This is a genomic window from Proteus vulgaris (genome assembly GCF_033708015.1).
Taxonomy (GTDB): Bacteria; Pseudomonadota; Gammaproteobacteria; order Enterobacterales; family Enterobacteriaceae; genus Proteus.
Map to the genome: position 1 here is coordinate 2,973,573 of NZ_CP137920.1, position 22,310 is coordinate 2,995,882.

A 22,310-nucleotide genomic window follows, 5' to 3' on the forward strand; every position below is an offset into this window, starting at 1 on the left:
CCTCATTATTTATTTGTCCGGCGAGTCAGACGATAATCCATATTTAACACCGAGACTTACATACCGCATGCAGTTTACAGAAATGTTAATAAACTGAAAAGCGCTCTAACATGACGGATCTCACAACCTAAGATGTATGACTGTAAAATCCATCATCGTAATCAGAGAAACCGGCGCCAAGCACCGGTTTAAATAATTACATTACCAAACGACGTAAATCACTCATGTACTGATTAATCAGAGTGATGAATCGAGCACCGTCAGCACCATCAATCACACGGTGATCGAAAGATAGTGACATTGGTAAAATCAAGCGTGGTACGAATTCTTTACCATTCCATACTGGTTTCATAGAAGAACGGGAAAGTCCCATAATCGCAACTTCTGGCGCGTTAACGATTGGTGCAAAACCGGTAGTACCGATACCACCAAGGCTAGAAATGGTGAAACACCCGCCTTGCATATCTGCTGCTGTCAGTTTACCTGCACGTGCTTTCTTAGAAACTTCTGCTAACTCATAAGACAGTTCGAGAATGCCTTTTTTGTTAACATCTTTGAAAACAGGAACAACAAGACCATTAGGTGTATCTACAGCAATACCGATATTGATGTATTTTTTCAGGATCAGTTTCTGTCCATCTTCAGAGATAGAGCTGTTAAAGCGTGGCATATCTGCCAGTGCTTTCGCTGCTGCTTTCATGACGAAGACTAACGGCGTGATCTTAACATCCAGTTTTTTCTTCTCGGCTTCTTTATTTTGCTGTTTACGGAATTCTTCAACCTCAGTGATATCTGCTTCATCAAACAGATTTACGTGAGGGATCATCACCCAGTTACGGCTTAAGTTAGCACCCGAAATTTTCTGGATACGGCTTAATTCAACTTCTTCAATTTCACCAAACTTACTGAAGTCAACTTTCGGCCAAGGTAGCATGCCTGGTAATCCGCCACCTGCATTAGCAGGCGCTGATTCAGCACGTTTAATTAACTCTTTCACGTAAGACTGAACGTCTTCACGTAAGATACGACCTTTACGACCTGTCCCTTTTACTTTCGCTAAATTCACACCAAATTCGCGTGCTAAACGGCGAATAACAGGCGTTGCATGAACGTAAGCATCATTTTCAACAAATTCTTCTTTTGCTGCTGGTGCTGGCGCTTGTGCTTTCGCAGGTGCTGCTGGTGTAGAATTTGCTGGAGCAGGTGCGGCAGCGGCTGGAGCTGCAGGAGCTGGAGCAGCACCAGCAACTTCGAACATCATGATCAGTGAGCCCGTTTTCACTTTGTCACCCACTGCAATTTTGATCTCTTTAACCACACCTGCAAATGGTGCAGGAACTTCCATTGAAGCTTTATCACCTTCAACCGTGATCAGCGATTGTTCTTCAGAGATGGAATCACCTACTTTTACCATCACTTCAGTCACTTCAACTTCGTCACCACCGATATCTGGAACATTCACTTCTTTCACAGCAGATGCTACTGGTGCAGATGCTGCTGGAGCGGGTGCGGCTTGAGCAACAGGTGCGCTACCAGCAACTTCAAATACCATGATAAGAGAGCCTGTGCTCACTTTATCACCTGTTGCGATTTTAATTTCTTTCACTACACCAGCAAACGGTGCTGGAACTTCCATTGAAGCTTTATCACCTTCAACAGTAATCAGTGATTGTTCTTCAGCAATGCTATCGCCCACTTTGACCATGACTTCAGTTACTTCAACTTCGTCACCGCCGATATCTGGAACGTGAACTTCTTTTAGTTCGCTAGCTGCGGGTGCCGCAGCAGAAGGTGCTGGTGCGGCTTCTTGAGCAGGTGCTGCTTGCGCGGCACCCTCTGCTTCAAAAATCATGATAAGAGAGCCAGTTTGGACTTTATCGCCCACGGCAATTTTAATCTCTTTAACCACACCCGCTTGTGGTGATGGAACTTCCATAGACGCTTTATCGCCTTCTACGGTGATTAAGGATTGTTCTTCCTCAATGCGGTCGCCCACTTTCACCATCACTTCGGTGACTTCAACTTCATCAGCACCGATATCTGGGACTTTAATTTCAATAGACATTCACTTTACCTCTTACGCCAGACGTGGATTTACTTTTTCAGGGTTGATGTTGTATTTTTTGATTGCTTCTTCAACAACCTTCACATCAATCTCACCACGTTTAGCTAATTCACCTAATGCAGCAACAATCACATACGAAGTATCAACTTCGAAATGGTGACGCAGGTTTTCACGGCTATCAGAACGACCGAAACCATCTGTACCTAATACGCGGTAATCATCTGCTGGTACATAAGTACGAACTTGTTCAGCGAACAGTTTCATGTAGTCAGTAGATGCAACAGCTGGCGCATCATTCATAATTTGAGCGATATAAGGTACGCGTGGTGCTTCAGATGGGTGTAGCATATTCCAACGTTCACAATCTTGACCATCACGAGCCAATTCAGTGAATGAAGTTACGCTATAAACATCAGAACCAATACCGTATTCAGCAGACAGGATTTGCGCTGCTTCACGAACGTGACGCAGAATAGAACCTGAACCCAGTAACTGAACTTTACCTTTCGCGCCTTCCAGAGATTCCAGTTTATAGATACCTTTACGGATACCTTCTTCAACACCTGCTGGCATTGCTGGCATATGGTAGTTTTCGTTCAATGTAGTGATGTAGTAATAAACGTTTTCTTGTTTATCACCATACATACGCTCTAAACCGTCTTGCATGATAACAGCAACTTCATAAGCGAATGCTGGATCATAAGAGATACAGTTAGGAATAGTCAGCGATTGAATATGGCTATGACCATCTTCGTGCTGTAAGCCTTCACCGTTAAGTGTTGTACGACCTGAAGTACCACCGACTAAGAAACCACGTGCTTGTTGGTCTCCCGCAGCCCAGCATAAGTCGCCGATACGTTGGAAACCAAACATGGAGTAGTAGATATAGAATGGGATCATTGGCAGATTGTTAGTGCTGTAAGATGTTGCAGCTGCTAACCAAGATGCGCCAGCACCCAGTTCGTTGATACCTTCTTGCAGAATTTGACCTTTAACGTCTTCTTTATAGTAAGCAACTTGCTCACGATCTTGAGGCGTATATTGTTGGCCATTCGGACTATAAATACCGATTTGACGGAACAGACCTTCCATACCGAAAGTACGCGCTTCATCTGCAATAATTGGTACTAAACGATCTTTGATAGATTTGTTTTTCAACATCACGTTCAGGGCACGAACAAATGCGATAGTTGTTGAAATCTCTTTAGATTGTTCTTCCAGTAATTGGCTGAAATCTTCTAGTGTTGGAATATCCAGTTTTTCGTCAAAGCGTGGACGACGAGCAGGTAGGTAACCTCCTAAATCCTGACGACGTGCATGCAGATATTTGTATTCTTCTGATTCTTTATCAAAAGTAATATAAGGCAGATCTTTGATTTGCTCATCAGCAACAGGAATATTGAAACGATCACGGAAATGATGAACGCCATCCATGTTCATTTTTTTAACTTGGTGAGCAATATTTTTACCTTCTGCTGTTTCACCCATACCATAACCTTTGATGGTTTGAGCTAAAATAACAGTTGGTTGGTTTTGAGTATCTTTTGCTTTTTGGAATGCAGCAAAAACTTTCTTCGGATCGTGACCACCACGGTTTAATGCCCAGATTTCATCATCAGTCATATCTTTAACTAATGCGGCAGTTTCTGGGTAACGATTGAAGAAATGCTCACGGACATAAGCGCCGTCACGAGATTTAAATGTCTGGTAGTCACCATCCAGAGTTTCATTCATTAATTGAATGAGTTTACCGGAAGTGTCTTTACGCAGAAGCTCATCCCAACGATCGCCCCACATAACTTTGATAACGTTCCAGCCAGCACCTGCGAAGATACCTTCTAATTCGTTAACAATTTTTCCGTTCCCTGTAACTGGGCCATCAAGACGTTGTAAGTTACAGTTAATCACGAAACACAGATTGTCTAATTTTTCGCGAACTGCGATGGTGATAGCACCTTTAGATTCTGGCTCGTCCATCTCGCCATCGCCTAAGAACGCATAAACAGTTTGTTTAGTTGTATCTTTTAAGCCACGGTGATTCAAATATTTCAGGAATTTAGCTTGGTAAATTGCAGATAGTGGTCCCAGACCCATAGAAACGGTTGGGAACTGCCAGAACTCAGGCATTAATTTAGGGTGTGGATAAGAAGATAGACCTTTACCACCGATTTCTTGACGGAAGTTATTTAATTGCTCTTCAGTTAAACGACCTTCTAAGAATGCACGAGCGTAGATACCTGGGGAGATATGACCTTGGAAGTAAACTAAGTCGCCGCCATCAGTTTCATTATGTGCGCGGAAGAAATGGTTAAAACACACTTCATATAAAGTTGCAGAAGATTGGAATGACGCCATGTGTCCGCCGAGTTCCAAATCTTTTTTGGATGCACGCAGAACCATCATTACTGCGTTCCAGCGAATAGCAGAACGAATACGACGCTCTAATTCCAGATTGCCAGGGTAAGCGGGTTCATCTTCAGCAGGAATGGTATTGATATAATCACTGTGTACAGAACCGCCTAAAGCAATATTAAGACCACCATTACGGGCTTGTTTTAATACCTGATCAATCAGGAACTGTGCACGCTCAACACCTTCTTCACGGATGACCGAGTCGATCGCTTGTAACCAGTCGCGAGTTTCGATCGGATCCACGTCATTTTTCAGCATATCTGACATGGTGTATTCCTTATCTGTTATCTGTTTTTAATGGTTATGGGAGCCTATCTTCCCGTTATACCCAATTGATATGACGGGAAGATAGGCCCTGCTGTTATTACCGCTTCCCCTGAAAATCACAGGGCGATAGGTAGTACAGACTCAGCGGTCAGGATCTGTGCTACTAAAATAAATCAGGGTGTTGTTGTAGCCGGCGCAAAGAACGCTCACGGCGAGTATGTTCACGACTCATATCCAACAAAACATCTTCAATAAAGGCCAAATGGCGATGCGATGCTTCACGCGCAGCTTCTGGCTCTCTATTAATAATAGCCTGATAAATCTGACGACGATGCTCACTTACTGCAGTTAACATCTCTTTACGAGTGTAAAGAAACTCAAAATTCTGGCGGATATTTTGCTCAAGCATGGGCACCATGCATCGTAATAGATGCAATAAAACAACATTATGAGCAGCTTCCGTAACAATTAATTGATATTGCAATACGGCTTCAGACTCAGCGGCTAAATCCCCTTCTTCATGGGCTTTCAAAATGCAGTCATGGCTAGCTTTAATACGTTCAAGATCTTCATCTGTACCTCGTAATGCTGCGTAATATGCAGCAATACCTTCGAGTGCATGACGAGTTTCTAAAAGATCAAATTGAGATTCGGGGTGCCCGCTAAGCAGTTGAGCTAAAGGATCACTAAAACTTTGCCAGAGATTGTGCTGAACAAAAGTACCACCGCCTTGGCGACGGAGTAAAAAACCTTTAGCTTCTAATTTTTGGATAGCTTCACGCAATGAAGGCCGAGATACATCAAATTGTTTCGCCAGTTCACGCTCAGGTAAGAGTTTCTCTCCCGGACGCAGAGTACCTTCTAAAATCAGATGTTCAAGCTGTTGCTCAATAACATCAGAAAGCTTAGGTTGGCGGATTTTTGTATAAGCCATATTGCTAGAAGCCATTATTGGATAACTATTACCTTAGTGATTGAGTTGTCAATTGGTAATACCAATTTAATATAACGGATAATAAAGTAACAAAGTATTCACTAACTGTCCATACAGTTGTTGAGCGAAATCATAAAAACCTGCAAATTTTAACAAATTATTTTAAAAATTCATAAAAAGTGATAACTAGATCGCATTATCTAGATACCTTAAAAATAAATTTTTTAACGTTTTTTAAACACATAAACAGTCAAACTGAAGCGTGACAGCAATATTATTTTGAATTAAAAACCAACACAAATAAATTTATATTCAAACAAAACGTTATTTCGTTAACAAACTGCGGTAATAAGCCCAATTAAAGTGAGGTCCCGGATCGGTTTTTCTATTTGGTGCAACATCACTATGCCCGGTAATGTTTTCTTCAATAGCAGGATAAAGCGCAATAAGCGATTGAGTTACTTTCACTAATTGTTGATATTGCTGCTGGGTAAAATCACACTCATCAGTGCCTTCAAGCTCAATACCAATGGAGAAATCATTACATTTTTCTCTGCCTTTATATAAAGAAATACCAGCATGCCATGCCCTCTCAGTAAAAGGCACATATTGCACAATTTCTCCATCTCGACGAATAAGACAATGAGCCGATACTCTTAAGTTAACAATCTCACTAAAAAAAGGGTGCTCTTGCTCTGACAATGTATTGGTAAAAAGTTGGTCAATATAAGGACCACCAAATTGGCCTGGCGGTAAACTGATATTATGAACAATTAATAAAGAAGGAATCTCACCTTCAGGTCTCTTATCATGATTAGGTGAAGGAACCCGTCTAGCATCGATTAGCCAACCTTGTTTAATTTCCATATCACCCCTCTTTTATTTTGTTTTAGCCATTATCAATAGCTTTATTAACTCAGACTCATCAATAAATGCGAACGTTCCCTCAATAATAAGGGTTAAATATGTATCTCTCCTTTTTCTTTTCGATATTTTACTCAAACTTTATTTTATTTATTCGCTAATAAAGCCCTTTTTTTTCATACTTCTAGTGTCTATTACTCAAGGAGGACGCTAGATGAATGTACTTAATTATCAATCTAATGAAAATGGTTTTACCCTTATGGAACTTATGATTGTGATTGCTATCATCTCGATTTTAAGCTCTGTTGCTATTCCTGCCTATCAAGGTTATATCCAAAAAGCCGCATTAACCGATGTATTACAAACACTATCACCCTATCGTTCGGCAATAGAATTATGTCGTTATGAAAACGATCCTCAACACTGTCATTCTGATTCAACCTTTATGCCGCAACAATTTCATAGTCGATATTTGTCCGATATTAATGTACGAAACGGCGTGATTAGCGCAACAGGGAAATCACAGCTTGAGGGTCTAACGATCACAATGTCTTTAGAAAAAAGTGTTAACGAGCCCCTTCCGAAATGGAGGATACAGTGTTCAGCAAAAAGTCTTACGTTGCAAAAGCAGTGCAGTGAGATTTTAAAATCATATTAGTGCTTTCGATTGAAAGGAGCACTCATATTGAGTGTTCCTATTACGCACGTTACACATTGAAAATAACGTAGATAAATCAAAAGGTATATAGAGGTGAAGAATGGATATCACACACTCTGCAACAGAATTTATTGAGCATTTATTACGTGAAAGTATTTTAAAACGCGTCTCTGATTTACATATAGAGCCTCAACAAACCAGTGTAAGAATTCGCGCTAGGATAGATAATCATTTATATCTATTATCGTCTCCGCCAGATGAATTTTCTAAAGAAATAGTCACTCGATTAAAGGTACTTTCTAACTTAAATATTGCAGAAAAACGACTGCCTCAAGATGGACAATTTAGTTGGTCTTATCATGAAAAAAACTATTCAATACGAATAGCGACACTCCCCACACTGTATGGTGAAAAAATTGTTCTACGGCTTATAAATAATTTACAACAACCAGAATTGAATCATCTAGGCTTTCAACCCTCGCATTTAACGCTATTAAAGAAATATTTAAACTTACCGCAAGGAATGATTTTAGTTACAGGACCAACGGGAAGCGGAAAAACACTCACTTTATACAGTTGCTTACACTATTTAAATAAAGAGAACCTAAATATAAACAGTGTTGAAGATCCGATTGAATTACCTCTGAAGGGTATTAATCAAATTCAAATTTCTGAAAAATCAGGGATCACATTCACGACAATATTACGGGCATTACTACGCCAAGATCCTGACATTATTATGGTAGGAGAAATACGTGATCAATCTACTGCTGAAATGGCAATAAAAGCAGCACAAACAGGGCACTTAGTATTATCAACCTTACATACCAATTCGGCGTCATCGACATTAATGCGTCTACATAACTTAGGTATTGAAAAAGATCTTATTCATTCCTGTGTTAGTTTAATTATTTCACAACGATTAGTTCGTTGTTTATGCCCACACTGTAAAATATGCTTATTCGATAAACAGCATATTAATATAAATAAAGAAATGGTCGAATTACCCAATTGGCAAGCCGTTGGTTGCCAACAATGCTGTTCAGGATATAGCGGAAGAACAGCTATCTATGACTGCTTTGAGCCATCTAAACAAACACAGTCATCCCCTTATCATTTATTCTACTCCGGCTTTTCATTAATTAAACAAGGAATAACGACACTTGAGGAGGTTTATCAAACACTAGGAGATATTGAATGAGACTACAGCTAATCTATCGCTATGATGCATTAACGTATCAAGGGGAGTGGTGTACAGGAAAAATACTTGCGTCCTCGAATAACGAAGCATTTATTAACTTGACTCAACAACAAAAAACGCCCATCAATATCCGTTTATATAAAATTGTTTTATTTCAAGATGCTGATAAACAATATCGAATTCAATTATTAGAACAATTAGCTTTATTACTTCACTCTGGTTTAGCGCTTCTTCCTGCATTAACACTATTAAAAAATGAATGTCATTACTCGCATTGGCAATGTGTATTAGAAGATATTATTTTTAACTTAATGCAAGGAGGTTCACTTTCTAAACAATTAACTCGCTATCCACTTTATTTTCCAACTTCATTAAGTCGTTTTATTTTTATTGGTGAAGAAAGTGGAAAATTAGATGAAGTGATTAATCTACAAATAATTCAGTTAAAAAAACACCAAGAAATTGTAAAAAAAATCAAAAAAGCGTTTAAGTATCCTTTCTTTTTACTGACTGTATTAGTTTTTATTACCAGTATTATGTTGTTCTATGTTTTACCTGAATATCAATCCTTATATAGTACCTTTAATGCAGAGCTTCCTCATTTAACACTAGCCCTTATTACTTTTTCAACATGGCTTACTGATTATATCAGTATGATAACGTTTATCTTTATCGGATTAATATTTGTTTATCGTTTAATTCGTTACTCTTTCCCCTCTTTTTATTTCGCAGAACAAGCACTCTTTCTTCGTATTCCCTATTTGGGTAAATTTTTAAAGTATCAGCAATTACATCTTATTTTTCAGATAATGAGTATTACACAACAAGCAGGATTATCTTTATTACAAGGATTAAAAATAGGAACAGAACAACTTATACATCCTATTTATAAGCAAGTACTTTCTCAAATGAGTGACCATATTATGCAAGGTAAATCGTTGAGCTTATTTATGAAAAATGAGCCTCTTTTTACACCTATTTGCCATCAATTTATTATTTGTGCAGAAAATTCAGGGCAATTGCTCTATTTTTGCCAGCAACTCAGTGATTGGTTTTATCATCAACTCGATGAGCAATTAAATACAATGAGTGCTTGGTTAGAGCCAATACTGATGGCTGTCATTGCATTAATTATTGGTACATTAATCATTGCTATGTATCTTCCCATATTACAGTTAGGTGATACTATACAGTGAATCACAAATTTTATGAGTAACATGCTGTTATCATATGTTGCACTAATCTATTGATTAATGATAATTCTATTACATATTATGAGGTAGGGTATCAGGGTAGCAGAAAATCATCTATCATAATAACCGAATAAAACCCAAATATTGCGGTTATTATCTTGTGATAAAAACAAAATTAAGCTTTAGAATACCTAGACTCATAGTAAATTTTAATTCATTAAAAACAGATAAACACAAATGGCTTATACGGTTGCTCTTACAGGTGGCATTGGCAGTGGTAAAACTACCGTTGCTAATGCTTTTGCCTCATTAGGTGTACCTCTTGTTGATGCTGACATTATTGCTCGATTAGTCGTAGAACCTCACTCTTTAGGGCTAAATGCACTGCATCAGCACTTTGGTGACTGCATTTTGCTACCCAACGGCTCATTAAACCGAGCAAAATTGCGCCAGATTATTTTTGAAAATAATGAAGAAAAAACGTGGGTTAACAATCTTCTTCACCCATTGATACAACAAGAGACTCAAAAACAGATACAGCAAATTAAAGCGCCCTACTTTATTTGGGTTGTTCCATTATTAATTGAAAACAAATTAACGCATCTCGCCTCCCGTGTTCTTGTTGTTGATGTGACACAAGAAGAGCAAATAGAAAGAACCATGAAACGAGATGGCGTGAGCCGAGAGCAAGTTCTCAATATTTTAAAAGCTCAAGCTCAAAGACAGGAAAGATTAGCCGTCGCTGATGATATTATTGAAAATCACGATAATAGCCAAAATATGATCGAAAAAGTTAAGCAACTCCATCAGCATTACTTAGAATTAGCTCAACAAGCGTTACAGGACAATCGCCATGAGTGATGACATCACAACAATCATCTTCGAACACCCTCTTAATGAAAAAATGCGTTCATGGCTTAGAATTGAAAACTCATTGATTCAAATTAACAGTTTTAGTGCAATTGATTCATTGCCCACCGCACTCTCATTTTTCCGTGCAATATCAGAATTTATTGAAGTACTTGATCGTGGCGAAATCCGCGCTGAATTACTGAAAGAACTAGAAAAAAGACAAAAAAAATTACAGCAATGGCTGTCATTTCCTAATGTTGATAAAGCGATTGTCACTCAAATTATTGATGAATTAGCCCAAAATGCAGCCGTATTAAGTAAAGCGCCTCGTATTGGGCAACATTTAAAACAAGATAAAATCATCAGTTTAGTTAAACAACGCCTAAGTATTCCTGGTGGATGTTGTAACTTTGATGTGCCTGCATTACATCTGTGGTTAAGTTTACCTCAAGCAACTCGTGATGATAGATTACAAAACTGGTTGACGGGCTTATTACCACTACAAAACACATTGAATAGTTTACTCATGCTTATTCGCCAATCAGATACATTTAAGCCTGCACTCAGTCACCGTGGTTTTTATCAAGACAGTGCTGAAGAAGCTGAATTATTACGTATTAAAATAGCCATTGATCACCAGATCTATCCTCAAGTCTCTGGGCACAAAAATCGCTACGCGATCCGCTTTTTACCCCTTGATAGTGAAAATGGAACAGTACCTCTAGAGCTACCTTTTGAGATCGCTTGTTGCTAACATTATATTTATTGCTATAAGCATAACTCGCACCAATGAAATCGAGGAGAGATAATGAGCGAAGAATTAGTTGTAAAATGCCCAACCTGTCAAACAGAAGTGGTTTGGAATGAAAGTAGCCCTTATCGCCCTTTTTGTAGCAAGCGTTGCCAACTTATTGATTTAGGTGAATGGGCTGATGAATCAAAGCGTATTCCAAGCCAAAGCGATATTAATGACAGCGATGATTGGAGTGAAGCGCCGCAACAAGAGCCCAAAGACTTTTAATTTTCCAATCCTGAACATAAAAATAGCCACTCAACCAAGTGGCTATTTTATTTATAAACGCTTAGTTAGCACTATCCTACTTTTGCAATAACGCCACAATGCTACGGTTAGCAGGCGGAAAATCATCAGCATTTAACGATCTAATAGATGTCCACTTAAATTCTTGCCCTTCTTTGCCATAAGGCTCATTATCCCATTTCGTTACTAAGAAAAAAGATAAAGTAATGTGTCGATCTGGAAAATCATGCTCAACGGTTTCAAAAAGTGAGCATTGCGTTACATCAATACCGATTTCTTCTTGTAACTCACGGACTAGCGCCTGCTCTGGCGTCTCTTTATCTTCTAATTTTCCCCCAGGAAATTCCCAAAATCCGCCCATATGTGATTTTAGAGGACGTTGGGTGATAAAGACATTATTGTGTTGATCACAAATAATACCCGCAGCAATATGTAGCTTCTTTTTATCCATTATAGACAACCTATTGAATAGTCACGTCATTATAACAACTTAACGTTATTATAACGTATATCCAATGGTGCTACTCTGGTTTTCTTTCCCTGACTATCTGGATTAATTCACGATAACTCGATTAATTAACCATAAATAGGTAAGAATCCGAACTGTGCTAATGTTTGGCAAATAATCCCTACGGCACCAAAAGTGATAACAGCATAAATTAATCCTTTACCTCCCCACACTTTGAAGCCTGAATTTGGAAATTTCTCACGTGCTTTAAGTGCCATAACCGCAGGACAAATAATTGCCCATACACATGCTGCTGTTCCTGCGTAAGCAATCGCAATTAAGAAACCATTAGGGAAAAGTAAACATAATAGTAAAGGTGGAGTGAAACATAAAACGCCCGATTTTAAACGCCCTGTTTTATTATCTTCAAATTTTAGTGATGCTAAAATATAGTCAAATAGACCAATCGCTACCCCTAAAAATGAACAGAATACAGCACTAATAGAAAACCATAATAAAAAGCCTTCAATATATTTACTATTTAATACAGTGTATAACGAATCAACAAAGGCATCTAAGTTACCGCCCTTTTGGATAATCGTAATAAATTGCTCACGAGGTAAATTCCCCATGGTGCCAATCATCCAAAGTAAATAAATTACCAGCGCTAACACACAACCAATAATACAACTTTTTACAACTTTTCTTTCATTTTCATGATAAAGCTTATAAAGGCTACAAACATTACCATGATAACCAAAAGAAGTTATAGCATAAGGGATGATGATAAAAATAAAAGGATAAAGATATAATTGGCTTTTACCTTCAAAAGTTGCAGTAAATAATAAATCACCTCTCGCTTTAAAAAATAAGCCCGAGAATGCTAATACAAATAGAACAATCTTAATAAATAAAAATATTGAGGTTAAACGGCTAGCACAAGCGCCTCCCCACCATATTGTCGCCCCAAGTACTATGGTAAAGACAAAGAAGATCACTCTCAGATTTAAATTAAAACCATATAATGATGAAGCTTCATAAATAATCGACCCCGCAGCAGAGATATAAGCATAAATTAATATATACAAAACAAATATCAAGGAGGCATTCGCGAGATAACACGCCCATTTAGGTAATAACTCTTTCGATATATGAAAATAATTTGTTCCTGCACCATATTTCGATATACATTCAAGAATATAAATTCCAGAATGAAACATAAAGAAGCAAACAATAAATAATATAAAGAGTGAGTTAATAAACCAAGCACCAGACATTATTGTTGGTAGGCTAAACATTCCCGCACCGATCATGGCGCCACCCAACACAAATCCCCCTACAATAATTGAGGGTTCTTTATTTACTGACTTATTTTCCATTTTTTTAGTCCTTACTGAAATAAGGATAGGGCTCTCGCATTGCACGAGAGCCATTATTATTGTGGAGTATTATTTATTTGATAGGTTTTAATCTAGCAGTAAAGTGTCTTAATACAGGTGGTTCATATTCGAACTCAAGACCTTTAAGCGTTTTAAATTTATCTTTTAAGCCAATAAGTGCATCAGCAATATAATCCATATGGTCGTTAGTATAGACGCGACGTGCAATGGTTAAACGCATAAATTCCATATCTGCGTGTTTTTGTTCACCCGTTGCAGGATCACGACCTAATAAGAACGAACCAATTTCAACAGCACGGACACCAGACTCTAAGTAAAGTGCGTTAATGACAGCTTGAGCTGGGAATTGATCACCTGGGATATGTGGCACTAATTTTTTACAGTCGACGAAAACAGCATGTCCACCAGTAGGGTATTGAATTGGAATACCCCCTTCGCGTAGACGATCGCCCAAATATTGAACCTGACCAATACGATAATGCAGATACTCTTCTTCAGTACCTTCCTCTAAACCTTGTACCATTGCAGCCATATCTCGACCCGCTAAACCACCATAGGTAACAAAGCCTTCCATTGGTACACAGCGTTGTCTTGCTAATGTGAATACTTCTTCATTATCTCGAATTGAGACTAAACCACCGATATTTAATAGCGGATCTTTCTTCGCTGACATTGTTAATGCGTCAGCATATTTATACATATCTAAAATAATTTCTTTTATCGTTGCATTTTTATATTTAGGATCACGTTGTTTAATGAAATACGCATTTTCACAATAACGCGCTGAGTCCATAACAACAAAAATACCGTGTTGTTTTGCGATTTCGTAAACTTCTCTTAAATTATCCATTGAAACAGGCTGACCACCAGCACTATTACAAGTCACAGTTGAAACAATGGCAACAACGTTATCTGCACCATATTTAGCAATATTGTCTTTTAATTTAGCAATATCAAAATTGCCTTTCCAATCATCATAGGTTTCTGAATCAAATGCTTTTTCAGTCACAATATTAATTGCTTTACAGCCATTTAATTCAACGTGAGCGGCTGTTGTATCAAAATGGAAGTTAGAAATGAATACAGGATTTTTCGCTTTTCCATCTTTTTGTTTATATTTTAATAATACAGGGAAAAGAATATTTTCAGCACCGCGTCCTTGGTGAGCTGGAATAATATAATCGTAGTTAAATAACTCTTTGGCTTTATCTTTCAAATCATAATAGTTTCTTGAACCTGCATAAGCTTCATCACCTGTTATCATTGCTGCCCACTGGCGATCACTCATTGCGTTAGTACCAGAGTCTGTTAATAAATCAATATAAACAGCATGACTTGGTAATAAGAATGGGTTATATCCTGCTTCTTTTAATGCAGCTTCACGTTCTTCTCTTGAAGGAACACGAATTTTTTCTACCATTTTAATACGGAATGGTTCTACGATTCTTTTAGCCATGATAATACCTTTAATATAAATTAAATAATGAAATTAGAATAAATAAAATAATCTTCCCATTTTAATTAAATGGAAAAAGAGTATTAAATTATTTGGGATGGTTATAAAAAAGGATTATTTTTCAGGAAAGAAGAAGGCGAGTTCAGAATCAATATTAAACCATTTCTTCAATCTGAAGAAACCTCTTAATATTATCAAAACATTAAATGATGAGAACATACTTTAACCCTTATAGTCAGGAAATAGTACAATTTATGCGTTAATTTATATAACAGTTAAACACAATTAGTAATATAACAATAGTATATTTTGGACAAAAATCACACTATTCATAATAAATGATATATTAACGTGATCGCTATCACTTATTTCAATATTTAATAAAATATTTTTTATAACTTAAATTTTTATTGATACCATAAAGTGGTAATACATATATTTATATTGCATTTATCATAGAATAAAAACGCACTGTAAATAACCATGGTTTTTATAATGATTAATAATTTAACAATAAGACGCTAATCTTTTTACTTTTCCATTACCTGTTTTATTCATTAAAACAAAATAATAATTCATGAAATATTTATTTCATAATAAAACATTAATAAACTTATAAATAACAAATGAAAAGCTAATTTAAACTCTGCTTTTTTTATATCTTCGAATATCCTCTCATTATTTATTTTCTCTTTATAAAAAATGAAAAAAACGCAATTAACATGGCTAAATTGATGGTAGTTTAAGCAAGATAAAAAATAACACATGAGATTATAACTATAAAAATCAATACACTAGACATCATTTAAATAAATCATTTGTTTGAGTAATGATATTTGAGATATCAATCATTTTAGTTATGTCGTTATTTAATATCGAGAGAAATAAAAATTTCTCTTTATTTCATCGATTTTTAATTTCTTTTCATATTGAGAGTAGCCGGTATTTATTATTCTGAAATTAACGATAATATAAAAACATTAATTATTACCTATCTATATTTAAACAATATTATTTATATTTGAATTAATACCTTTATATTGAGGTAAAATGAGAAAAAAAGTTATTTTATTAACACTATTAAGTAGTTTTTCAGCCAGTGGATTAACAGCAAATGATGCCGGTTATTTAGGTTCGATGGGAGAATCGCGGCGCGCATTACAAGATAGTCAACGTGAAATAAATCAACTTATTGAACAAAATCGCTATCAACAACTTCAAGAAAATGTATTAGAGGTTTCACCTACCCCCACACTTATTACTGAATCAAAACATTGTTTACCTATTAATGGCGTTTACATTCAAGGAATTACTTTACTTAATGACAAAGATCTTGATTCTTTAACGCCATTGCCAGAGCAATGTATAAAAAGTGCTGACGTTAACCGTTTAGTCAAAGAGTTAACTCAACGCTACCTTCAGCATGGTTATATCACAGCCAGAGTCCAATTTTTACGCCCAAATCAAGAGCAACAACTTGGGTTGTATGTTATTGAAGGTTTTATTGAAAAAATAGAAGGTGGTGATCGAGGCGTTAACACTGCGTTACTTTTCCCTCATATTGAAGGAGAGCCTCTTAAACTTTCAAAATTGGACCAAGGACTCGATCAAGCAAACCGCTTACAATCGAATAAAGTGAAACTCGATATATTGCCTGGTACGCAATTAGGTGGCTCTATTATTCAGCTAACCAATCAGCGGCAAGCACCATGGCACATAAATATTTCAAGTGATAATTATGGACAAAAAAACTCAGGACGCTGGTTAGTTCGAACAAATGCAAGCTTAGACAGCCCATTAGGGTTATCTGATTTTGTTAGCTTAAATGCCAACATTACCACTGATAATCCCAATACACGTTTTAATCATGCTTATACCCTACTCTATTCTTTACCTTATGGCGCATTGACATTCAGTACGTTTGGTAGCTATTCCGAGTATGAATTTCATCAAGCATTACAAACACGTACTGTGCGTTTATCGGGTGATACCACACAAGTTGGTTTAAGGGGTGATTACGCTTTTTATCGTAGTCAAAAACAGATTGATACCTTAAATATACAGGTAACACATAAAAGAATACGTAACTATTTCAGCCAAATCCGCCTTGACCTAAGTAGCCCTGCACTTACAACGGTAGAGCTAGGCGTTAACCATTTACACATTATTCCAAGTGGTGTCATCAGCATTAATTTAAGTGCTGAGAAAGCCATTGGTTGGTTTGGTGCAGACGGATCACCTCATGTTACGAATAGCAATGGTAATGACTATCGCTTTACAAAAGTTAAGCTTTTTGCCAATTGGCAACACCGTTTTGCACTCTCAAATTCTACATTTTTATTCAATAGCGCCTTATTGGGTCAATATAGTCCTGATAGTTTACCCGGTGTGGAATGGCTTAGTTTAACGGATAAAAACGCCCTTCGAGGCTTTGATAAAAGCACGCTATCTGGCGATAACGGTGGCTATTTGCGTAATACGCTTTCTTATCCTTATCGAATAAATACATTTTCAATCACCCCTCGAATTGGTCTTGATGTGGGCCGAGTTCAACAACATGGCAACTCTGAAGGATGGCGTAGTGGCTATGGGCTAAGTTCGGGCTTAAACCTCCAATATCAAAAAGCACAATTCGATCTTGAAGTTGCTAAGGGACATTTACTTTACAACCAAACGAATTCCAATAAAACCAAAGACCCTACTCAAGTGTTAGTTAGATTTTCATATTTATTTTGATTCACACTCATAGCAATAAACGGAGAAAACTCTATGAAATCAAAAAACTTCAAGCTCTCTCCTTCGGGTAGGCTTGCTGCATCGTTAGCGATTATTTTCGTATCACTAAATGCATATGCTGGCGGTATTATTCCTGATGCGGGCAATCAAGGACCGAATGTTTCATCAGTTAATGGTGGCACTCAAGTCATTAATATCGTTACGCCCAACAGCGAAGGTATTTCTCATAACCAATATCAAGACTTTAATGTAGGCAAACCAGGCGCTGTTTTTAACAACGCTTTAGAGGCAGGACAATCACAACTTGCTGGGCAGCTAAACGCCAACAGTAACTTGAATGGACAAGCTGCTTCTTTAATTTTAAATGAAGTTGTTAGTCGTAACCCTTCATTCTTATTAGGTCAGCAAGAAGTTTTTGGTATAGCAGCGGAATATGTACTTTCTAACCCAAATGGTATTACCTGTGATGGATGCGGTTTTATCAATACTAGTCGCTCTTCTTTGGTTGTAGGTAATCCACTATTTGAAAATGGTGAGTTAAAAGGTTATAGCACGCTCAATAATACGAATTTGCTTTCTATTGGTAAAAACGGGTTACTCGCCCCCGGTCTTTTGGATTTAATTGCACCTCGGATTGATAGCAGAGGAAAAATAACAGCTGCAGAAATTTCTGCATTAACGGGTCAAAATACGTTTTCTCAACGTTTTGATATTCTTTCATCACAAAAACCTGCGTCAGCCTTAGATAGTTATTTCTTTGGTAGTATGCAATCGGGCCGTATTCGTATCATTAATACAGCTGAAGGGAGTGGTGTAAAATTAACGGGTAAATTTGTTTCTGATAACGAATTAACTGTCAAAGCAGACAATATTCAAACGGATAGTCAAGTTCGTTATGACAGTTATGACAAAGACGGTAGTGAAAACTATCAAAATTATCGAGGTGGTATTGCTGTTAATAACAGTGGTTCAAGCCAAACTCTCACAAAAACAGAGTTAAAAGGTAAAAACATCACTTTAGTCGCTGATAATAAAAACCAAATCAAAGCCTCTGATTTAATGGGGGATGATATTTTATTACAAGGGGCTCATTTAACTGTTGATGGCAAACAGTTACAGCAAAAAGACACGGATACTGATAATCGTTGGTTCTATTCTTGGCAATATGATGTCACTAAAGAAAAAGAGCAAGTACAACAAGTGGGTAGCCATATTGATGCCAAAAATAGTGCAACATTAACGGCCACTAAAGGCGATGTTACACTTGAAGGCGCCAACGTTAATGCGGGTAACACGCTAGCAATTAATGCCAATAAAGATATTAATATCCATGGATTAATTGAGAAAGAAAATCGCAGCGAAAATGGCTATAAACGAAACCATACTTCGCGTTTAGAGACAGGTAGCTGGAGTAATAGCCATCAAACAGAAACCTTAAAAGCGAGTGAACTGACTGCCGGTAAAACGCTGGGCTTAAATGCTGAAGGCTCTGTTACCGCTCAAGGTGCAAAATTACATTCTAATGAGAATGTTGTCGTTAACGCTAAAGAAGATATCCATCTTAATATTCAAAATACCAACAATGATAAAACCATCACCGACAATCATGTTGTTTGGGGAGGTATCGGCGGCGGTAATAATAAGAATAATAACAACAAACAAGAAGTCAGCCATTCAACACAATTAACGGCTGACGGACAGCTGTTACTTGCCGCAGATAACAGTGTCAAAATCACGGGTAGTCAAGTAAAAGGCAATCAAGGTGCCTTTGTTAAAACGACGCAAGGTGATGTTGTTATTGATAATGCGATTAGCGAAACCATCACTAAAACAGATGAACGTACAGGTACCGCATTTAACATTACTAAAAATTCTCACAAGAATGAAACTAACCAACAGCATTCAACCGGTAGTGAATTAGTTTCTGATGCAGAATTAACCGTAGTGAGTGGCAAAAATGTCAATGTAATTGGCAGTTTAATTAAAAGTGCCGATGAATTAGGTATTAAGTCTTTAGGTGATATCAATGTTAAATCTGCACAGCAAACGACAAAAATCAATGATGAAAAAACATCATTAGAGATCACCGGTCATGCTAAAGAAGTTGAAGACAAGCAATATAGTGCAGGTTTTCATATCACTCATACATCCAATAAAAACAATAGCACTGAAACTGAACAAGTCGGATCGACGATTAGTGGTGGCAACGTTAAAGTTCAAGCGGATAAAGATGTCACTTTTGCTGGTTCTGATTTGAAAACAACAGCAGGTAATGCCACTATTTCTGGTGACAATATTGCTTTTGTTTCAACAGAAAACAAAAAAGAAACAGACAGTACAGATAGAACCATTTCAGGTGGTTTTAGCTATACGGGGGGGGTTGATAAAATCGGTAGTAAAGCTGATTTCCAATATGATAAACAGCATACAACAACTGAACTCACTAAAAATAAAGGTAGTGAAACTCAAGTTGCGGGTGATTTAACCATCACTGCAAACAATGATGTAACGCATCAAGGTACATCACACAAAGTTGACGGTGCATATAAAGAATCCGGTGAAAATATCAATCACCTTGCTGCAAATGACAGTGCAACATCTCAAACAGACACCTTAAATATCGGTGTCGATGTGGGTGTCAATCTTGATTACAGTGGTGTTACTCAGCCAATTAAAAAAGCCGTTGAAGATGGTGTTGATGTCGCTAAACCTGATAGCAACAAAGGTATTGATAAAAAAGTAACCTTCAAAGATGCCATTAGTAATCTTGCTAACTTAAGTAACCTAGAAACACCGAATGTCGGCGTTGACGTCGGTATTAAAGGGGGGAGCAGCCAGAAATCACAAAGCGATAGCCAAGCGGTTTCAACATCCATTACTGCGGGTAAAATCAATTCTGATAGTAATAACAACTTGCATGACCAAAGTGCTCATTACCAATCCACACAAGGTGATGTATCACTAACCGCAAATACTCACACCAGTGAAGCAACTCAAAATAAACACCAAGCGTCTTTCCATGAAACAACGGGGGGTGGTCAAGTTGGTGTCAGCACGAAAACAGGTAGTGATATTACCGTAGCGATTAAAGGCGAAGGTAAAACCACAGATACAAACCTAACCACAACGAAAGCTAATGGTAGCCAGTTTAACTCAGCCGGCAATATCAATATTAATGTACGTGAAGATGCATATTATGAAGGTGCTAAGTTTGACGCTCAAGAGGGTAAAACGGTGATCAATGCTGGCGGTGATTTAACACTGGCACAAGCAACAGAGACTCACTCTGAAAGCCAACATAACGTGAATGGCAGTGCAAACCTCAAAGTAGGTACAACACCAAACAGTAAAGATTACGGTGGTGGCTTTAACGCAGGTGGTGCGAATCATCAAAAAGATCAGACAATAGCAAAAGCAGGTTCAGCGAATGGCTCTCAAGGTATTGAGTTAAATTCAGGTCATAATCTAACTTTACAAGGTACTCATTTAACCAGCGAAAATGATGTTGCTCTGATAGCAACTAACAAAGTTGATTTCCAAGCAACTGAATCTCAACGTACTGAAACGGGTAAAAACTTATCGGGTGGATTACAAGCAGGTTTCGGTCAAAAAACAGGAGAGAAATCTTCTTCTATCAATGGGTTAGGTGGCGCGGAATTTGCTATTGGTAGACAAGATGAAAAAACGGTCTCTCGTGAAGGTGGAACAATTGCTAACCAAGGCAATTTAACCGTCAACGGTAGCTCTGTGAATCTTCAAGGTACTCAAGTTAATAGCAAAGATGCACAATTAACGTCTCAATCTGGTGATACCACACTGACATCAGCACAATCCACGGATTACAAAAATAATTGGGGTACTGATATTTCTTTAAATGGCAAACAAACTAATACGACGCCAAAAGAAGTGTCTGAAGAAAATCCAGCGACCTCGATTCATAATATTGGTGGCAAAGTGTTAGTCAACGTTGAAGATCAACAAAAATCCACACACCAAAATGCTTCAGTTGATACAGGGACATTAACAGTAAATAGTGACAAAAATCTCGCTCTTTCTGGTGCCAATGTTTCTGCGGATAATGTGACAGGTCATGTGGGCGGTGACTTTACAGTGACTAGCCAAAAAGACAGCGATCGCCACGTTAATGTTGATGTCAATGTCGGTTACAACCACAATAATGATCCTAAATCTAGCCAAGTTGATAAAACAGCAAAAGCAGGTGGATCACTATTAGAAGACACGATCAAAGAAACAATTGATTCAGGTATCAAATCGGCAACTGATGTTATCTCTGATAAATATCAGTCACTTTCTTCAACTATCGCAGATAAAACCGGCATCAGTAGCGAAACAAAAGCCAAAATTGATAAAGGCGTTGGTACCGTAGGTAATGGTATCAAAAATATCGTAACAGGTGCTGAAGGCCATACAGCAAATGCGGATATCAACATTTCTCATATTGATAATGATGCCGTTACTCAAACCACAACGTTAACAAGTAAAAATGATATTTCACTAAATGTAAGCGGTACAACTAAACTGACAGGCGCTGAAATTAAAAGCGAGCAAGGACAGGTAGATTTAGGCGGTAGCAATGTCCAATTAAACAATATTGAAGGTCATCAATATGAAGCTGGTGCAGATCTTGATCTCAAATCATCCGCTGTTAATTTAGTGAAACAACTTGCAGGAGGTGACTTGTCATTAAAATCACCAGTTAAAGTTAATGAAACGGTAAACACTAAATCGTCTATTTCTGAAAAATAATAGACACGCAATAAAAGA

General features: G+C 37.5%; 16 protein-coding genes. 8 read left to right on the forward strand and 8 right to left on the reverse strand.

Features of this window, described 5'->3' with window-relative positions; all coding sequences use genetic code 11:
* Window positions 1-196: 196 nt before the first annotated feature.
* The 4 genes from aceF to ampD form a co-directional block, all read right to left on the reverse strand.
* A complete protein-coding gene (gene aceF / locus SB028_RS14305; RefSeq protein ID WP_069367716.1) occupies window positions 197-2,065 on the reverse strand; it encodes a pyruvate dehydrogenase complex dihydrolipoyllysine-residue acetyltransferase in 1,869 nt (622 codons plus the stop codon).
* 12 nt (window positions 2,066-2,077) lie between these two features.
* Window positions 2,078-4,744, reverse strand: a complete 2,667-nt coding sequence (gene aceE, locus SB028_RS14310) for a pyruvate dehydrogenase (acetyl-transferring), homodimeric type (protein WP_069367715.1) — start codon at window positions 4,742-4,744, stop codon at window positions 2,078-2,080.
* A 163-nt stretch (window positions 4,745-4,907) separates the two neighbouring features.
* Entirely contained in the window at window positions 4,908-5,678 is a 771-nt protein-coding gene (gene pdhR, locus SB028_RS14315; protein WP_069368021.1) for a pyruvate dehydrogenase complex transcriptional repressor PdhR, read from the reverse strand.
* 324 nt (window positions 5,679-6,002) lie between these two features.
* On the reverse strand, window positions 6,003-6,545 hold the full coding sequence (ampD, locus tag SB028_RS14320) for a 1,6-anhydro-N-acetylmuramyl-L-alanine amidase AmpD (RefSeq protein WP_069367714.1): 543 nt from the start codon (window positions 6,543-6,545) through the stop codon (window positions 6,003-6,005).
* Between the two features lie 211 nt (window positions 6,546-6,756).
* Between ampD and ppdD the strand changes: the two genes are divergently transcribed.
* The 6 genes from ppdD to yacG all read left to right on the forward strand — a co-directional run bounded on the left by ppdD (window position 6,757) and on the right by yacG (window position 11,467).
* Window positions 6,757-7,200 (forward strand): prepilin peptidase-dependent pilin, encoded by a 444-nt coding sequence (ppdD, locus tag SB028_RS14325; RefSeq protein ID WP_069367713.1) that lies wholly within the window; start codon window positions 6,757-6,759, stop codon window positions 7,198-7,200.
* 100 nt (window positions 7,201-7,300) lie between these two features.
* The gene (locus SB028_RS14330) at window positions 7,301-8,401 is read left to right on the forward strand and encodes an ATPase, T2SS/T4P/T4SS family (RefSeq protein WP_069367712.1); all 1,101 of its coding nucleotides are present in this window, start codon (window positions 7,301-7,303) and stop codon (window positions 8,399-8,401) included.
* Entirely contained in the window at window positions 8,398-9,597 is a 1,200-nt protein-coding gene (locus SB028_RS14335; RefSeq protein ID WP_069367711.1) for a type II secretion system F family protein, read from the forward strand. The genes SB028_RS14330 and SB028_RS14335 overlap by 4 nt, the downstream gene beginning before the upstream one ends.
* A gap of 234 nt (window positions 9,598-9,831) precedes the next feature.
* Window positions 9,832-10,455, forward strand: a complete 624-nt coding sequence (gene coaE, locus SB028_RS14340; protein ID WP_069367710.1) for a dephospho-CoA kinase — start codon at window positions 9,832-9,834, stop codon at window positions 10,453-10,455.
* Window positions 10,448-11,200, forward strand: a complete 753-nt coding sequence (gene zapD / locus SB028_RS14345) for a cell division protein ZapD (protein WP_069367709.1) — start codon at window positions 10,448-10,450, stop codon at window positions 11,198-11,200. Before coaE ends, zapD begins: the two co-directional genes overlap by 8 nt.
* 54 nt (window positions 11,201-11,254) lie before the next feature.
* Window positions 11,255-11,467, forward strand: coding sequence for a DNA gyrase inhibitor YacG (gene yacG / locus SB028_RS14350; protein WP_069367708.1), 213 nt, complete (start codon window positions 11,255-11,257; stop codon window positions 11,465-11,467).
* 76 nt (window positions 11,468-11,543) lie between these two features.
* On the opposite strand, the gene mutT is transcribed toward yacG, so the two are convergent.
* The 4 genes from mutT to tnaC form a co-directional block, all read right to left on the reverse strand.
* Window positions 11,544-11,936: an 8-oxo-dGTP diphosphatase MutT gene (gene mutT, locus SB028_RS14355; RefSeq protein ID WP_069367707.1), complete on the reverse strand. Its 393-nt coding sequence runs from the start codon at window positions 11,934-11,936 to the stop codon at window positions 11,544-11,546.
* A 125-nt stretch (window positions 11,937-12,061) separates the two neighbouring features.
* Window positions 12,062-13,312 carry an aromatic amino acid transporter gene (locus SB028_RS14360; protein WP_069367706.1) on the reverse strand — a complete coding sequence of 417 codons (1,251 nt, stop codon included), beginning with the start codon at window positions 13,310-13,312 and terminating at the stop codon, window positions 12,062-12,064.
* Window positions 13,313-13,385: 73 nt separating this feature from the next.
* On the reverse strand, window positions 13,386-14,789 hold the full coding sequence (locus SB028_RS14365; RefSeq protein WP_069367705.1) for a tryptophanase: 1,404 nt from the start codon (window positions 14,787-14,789) through the stop codon (window positions 13,386-13,388).
* 114 nt (window positions 14,790-14,903) lie between these two features.
* Window positions 14,904-15,008 (reverse strand): tryptophanase leader peptide, encoded by a 105-nt coding sequence (tnaC, locus tag SB028_RS20760; protein WP_071788547.1) that lies wholly within the window; start codon window positions 15,006-15,008, stop codon window positions 14,904-14,906.
* 831 nt (window positions 15,009-15,839) lie between these two features.
* On the opposite strand from tnaC, the gene SB028_RS14370 reads away from it, so the two are divergent.
* Together SB028_RS14370 and hpmA are read left to right on the forward strand one after the other, a co-directional pair.
* Window positions 15,840-17,525: a ShlB/FhaC/HecB family hemolysin secretion/activation protein gene (locus SB028_RS14370; protein ID WP_069367704.1), complete on the forward strand. Its 1,686-nt coding sequence runs from the start codon at window positions 15,840-15,842 to the stop codon at window positions 17,523-17,525.
* A gap of 33 nt (window positions 17,526-17,558) precedes the next feature.
* A complete protein-coding gene (hpmA, locus tag SB028_RS14375; RefSeq protein WP_069367703.1) occupies window positions 17,559-22,292 on the forward strand; it encodes a calcium-independent hemolysin HpmA in 4,734 nt (1,577 codons plus the stop codon).
* Window positions 22,293-22,310: the final 18 nt, after the last annotated feature.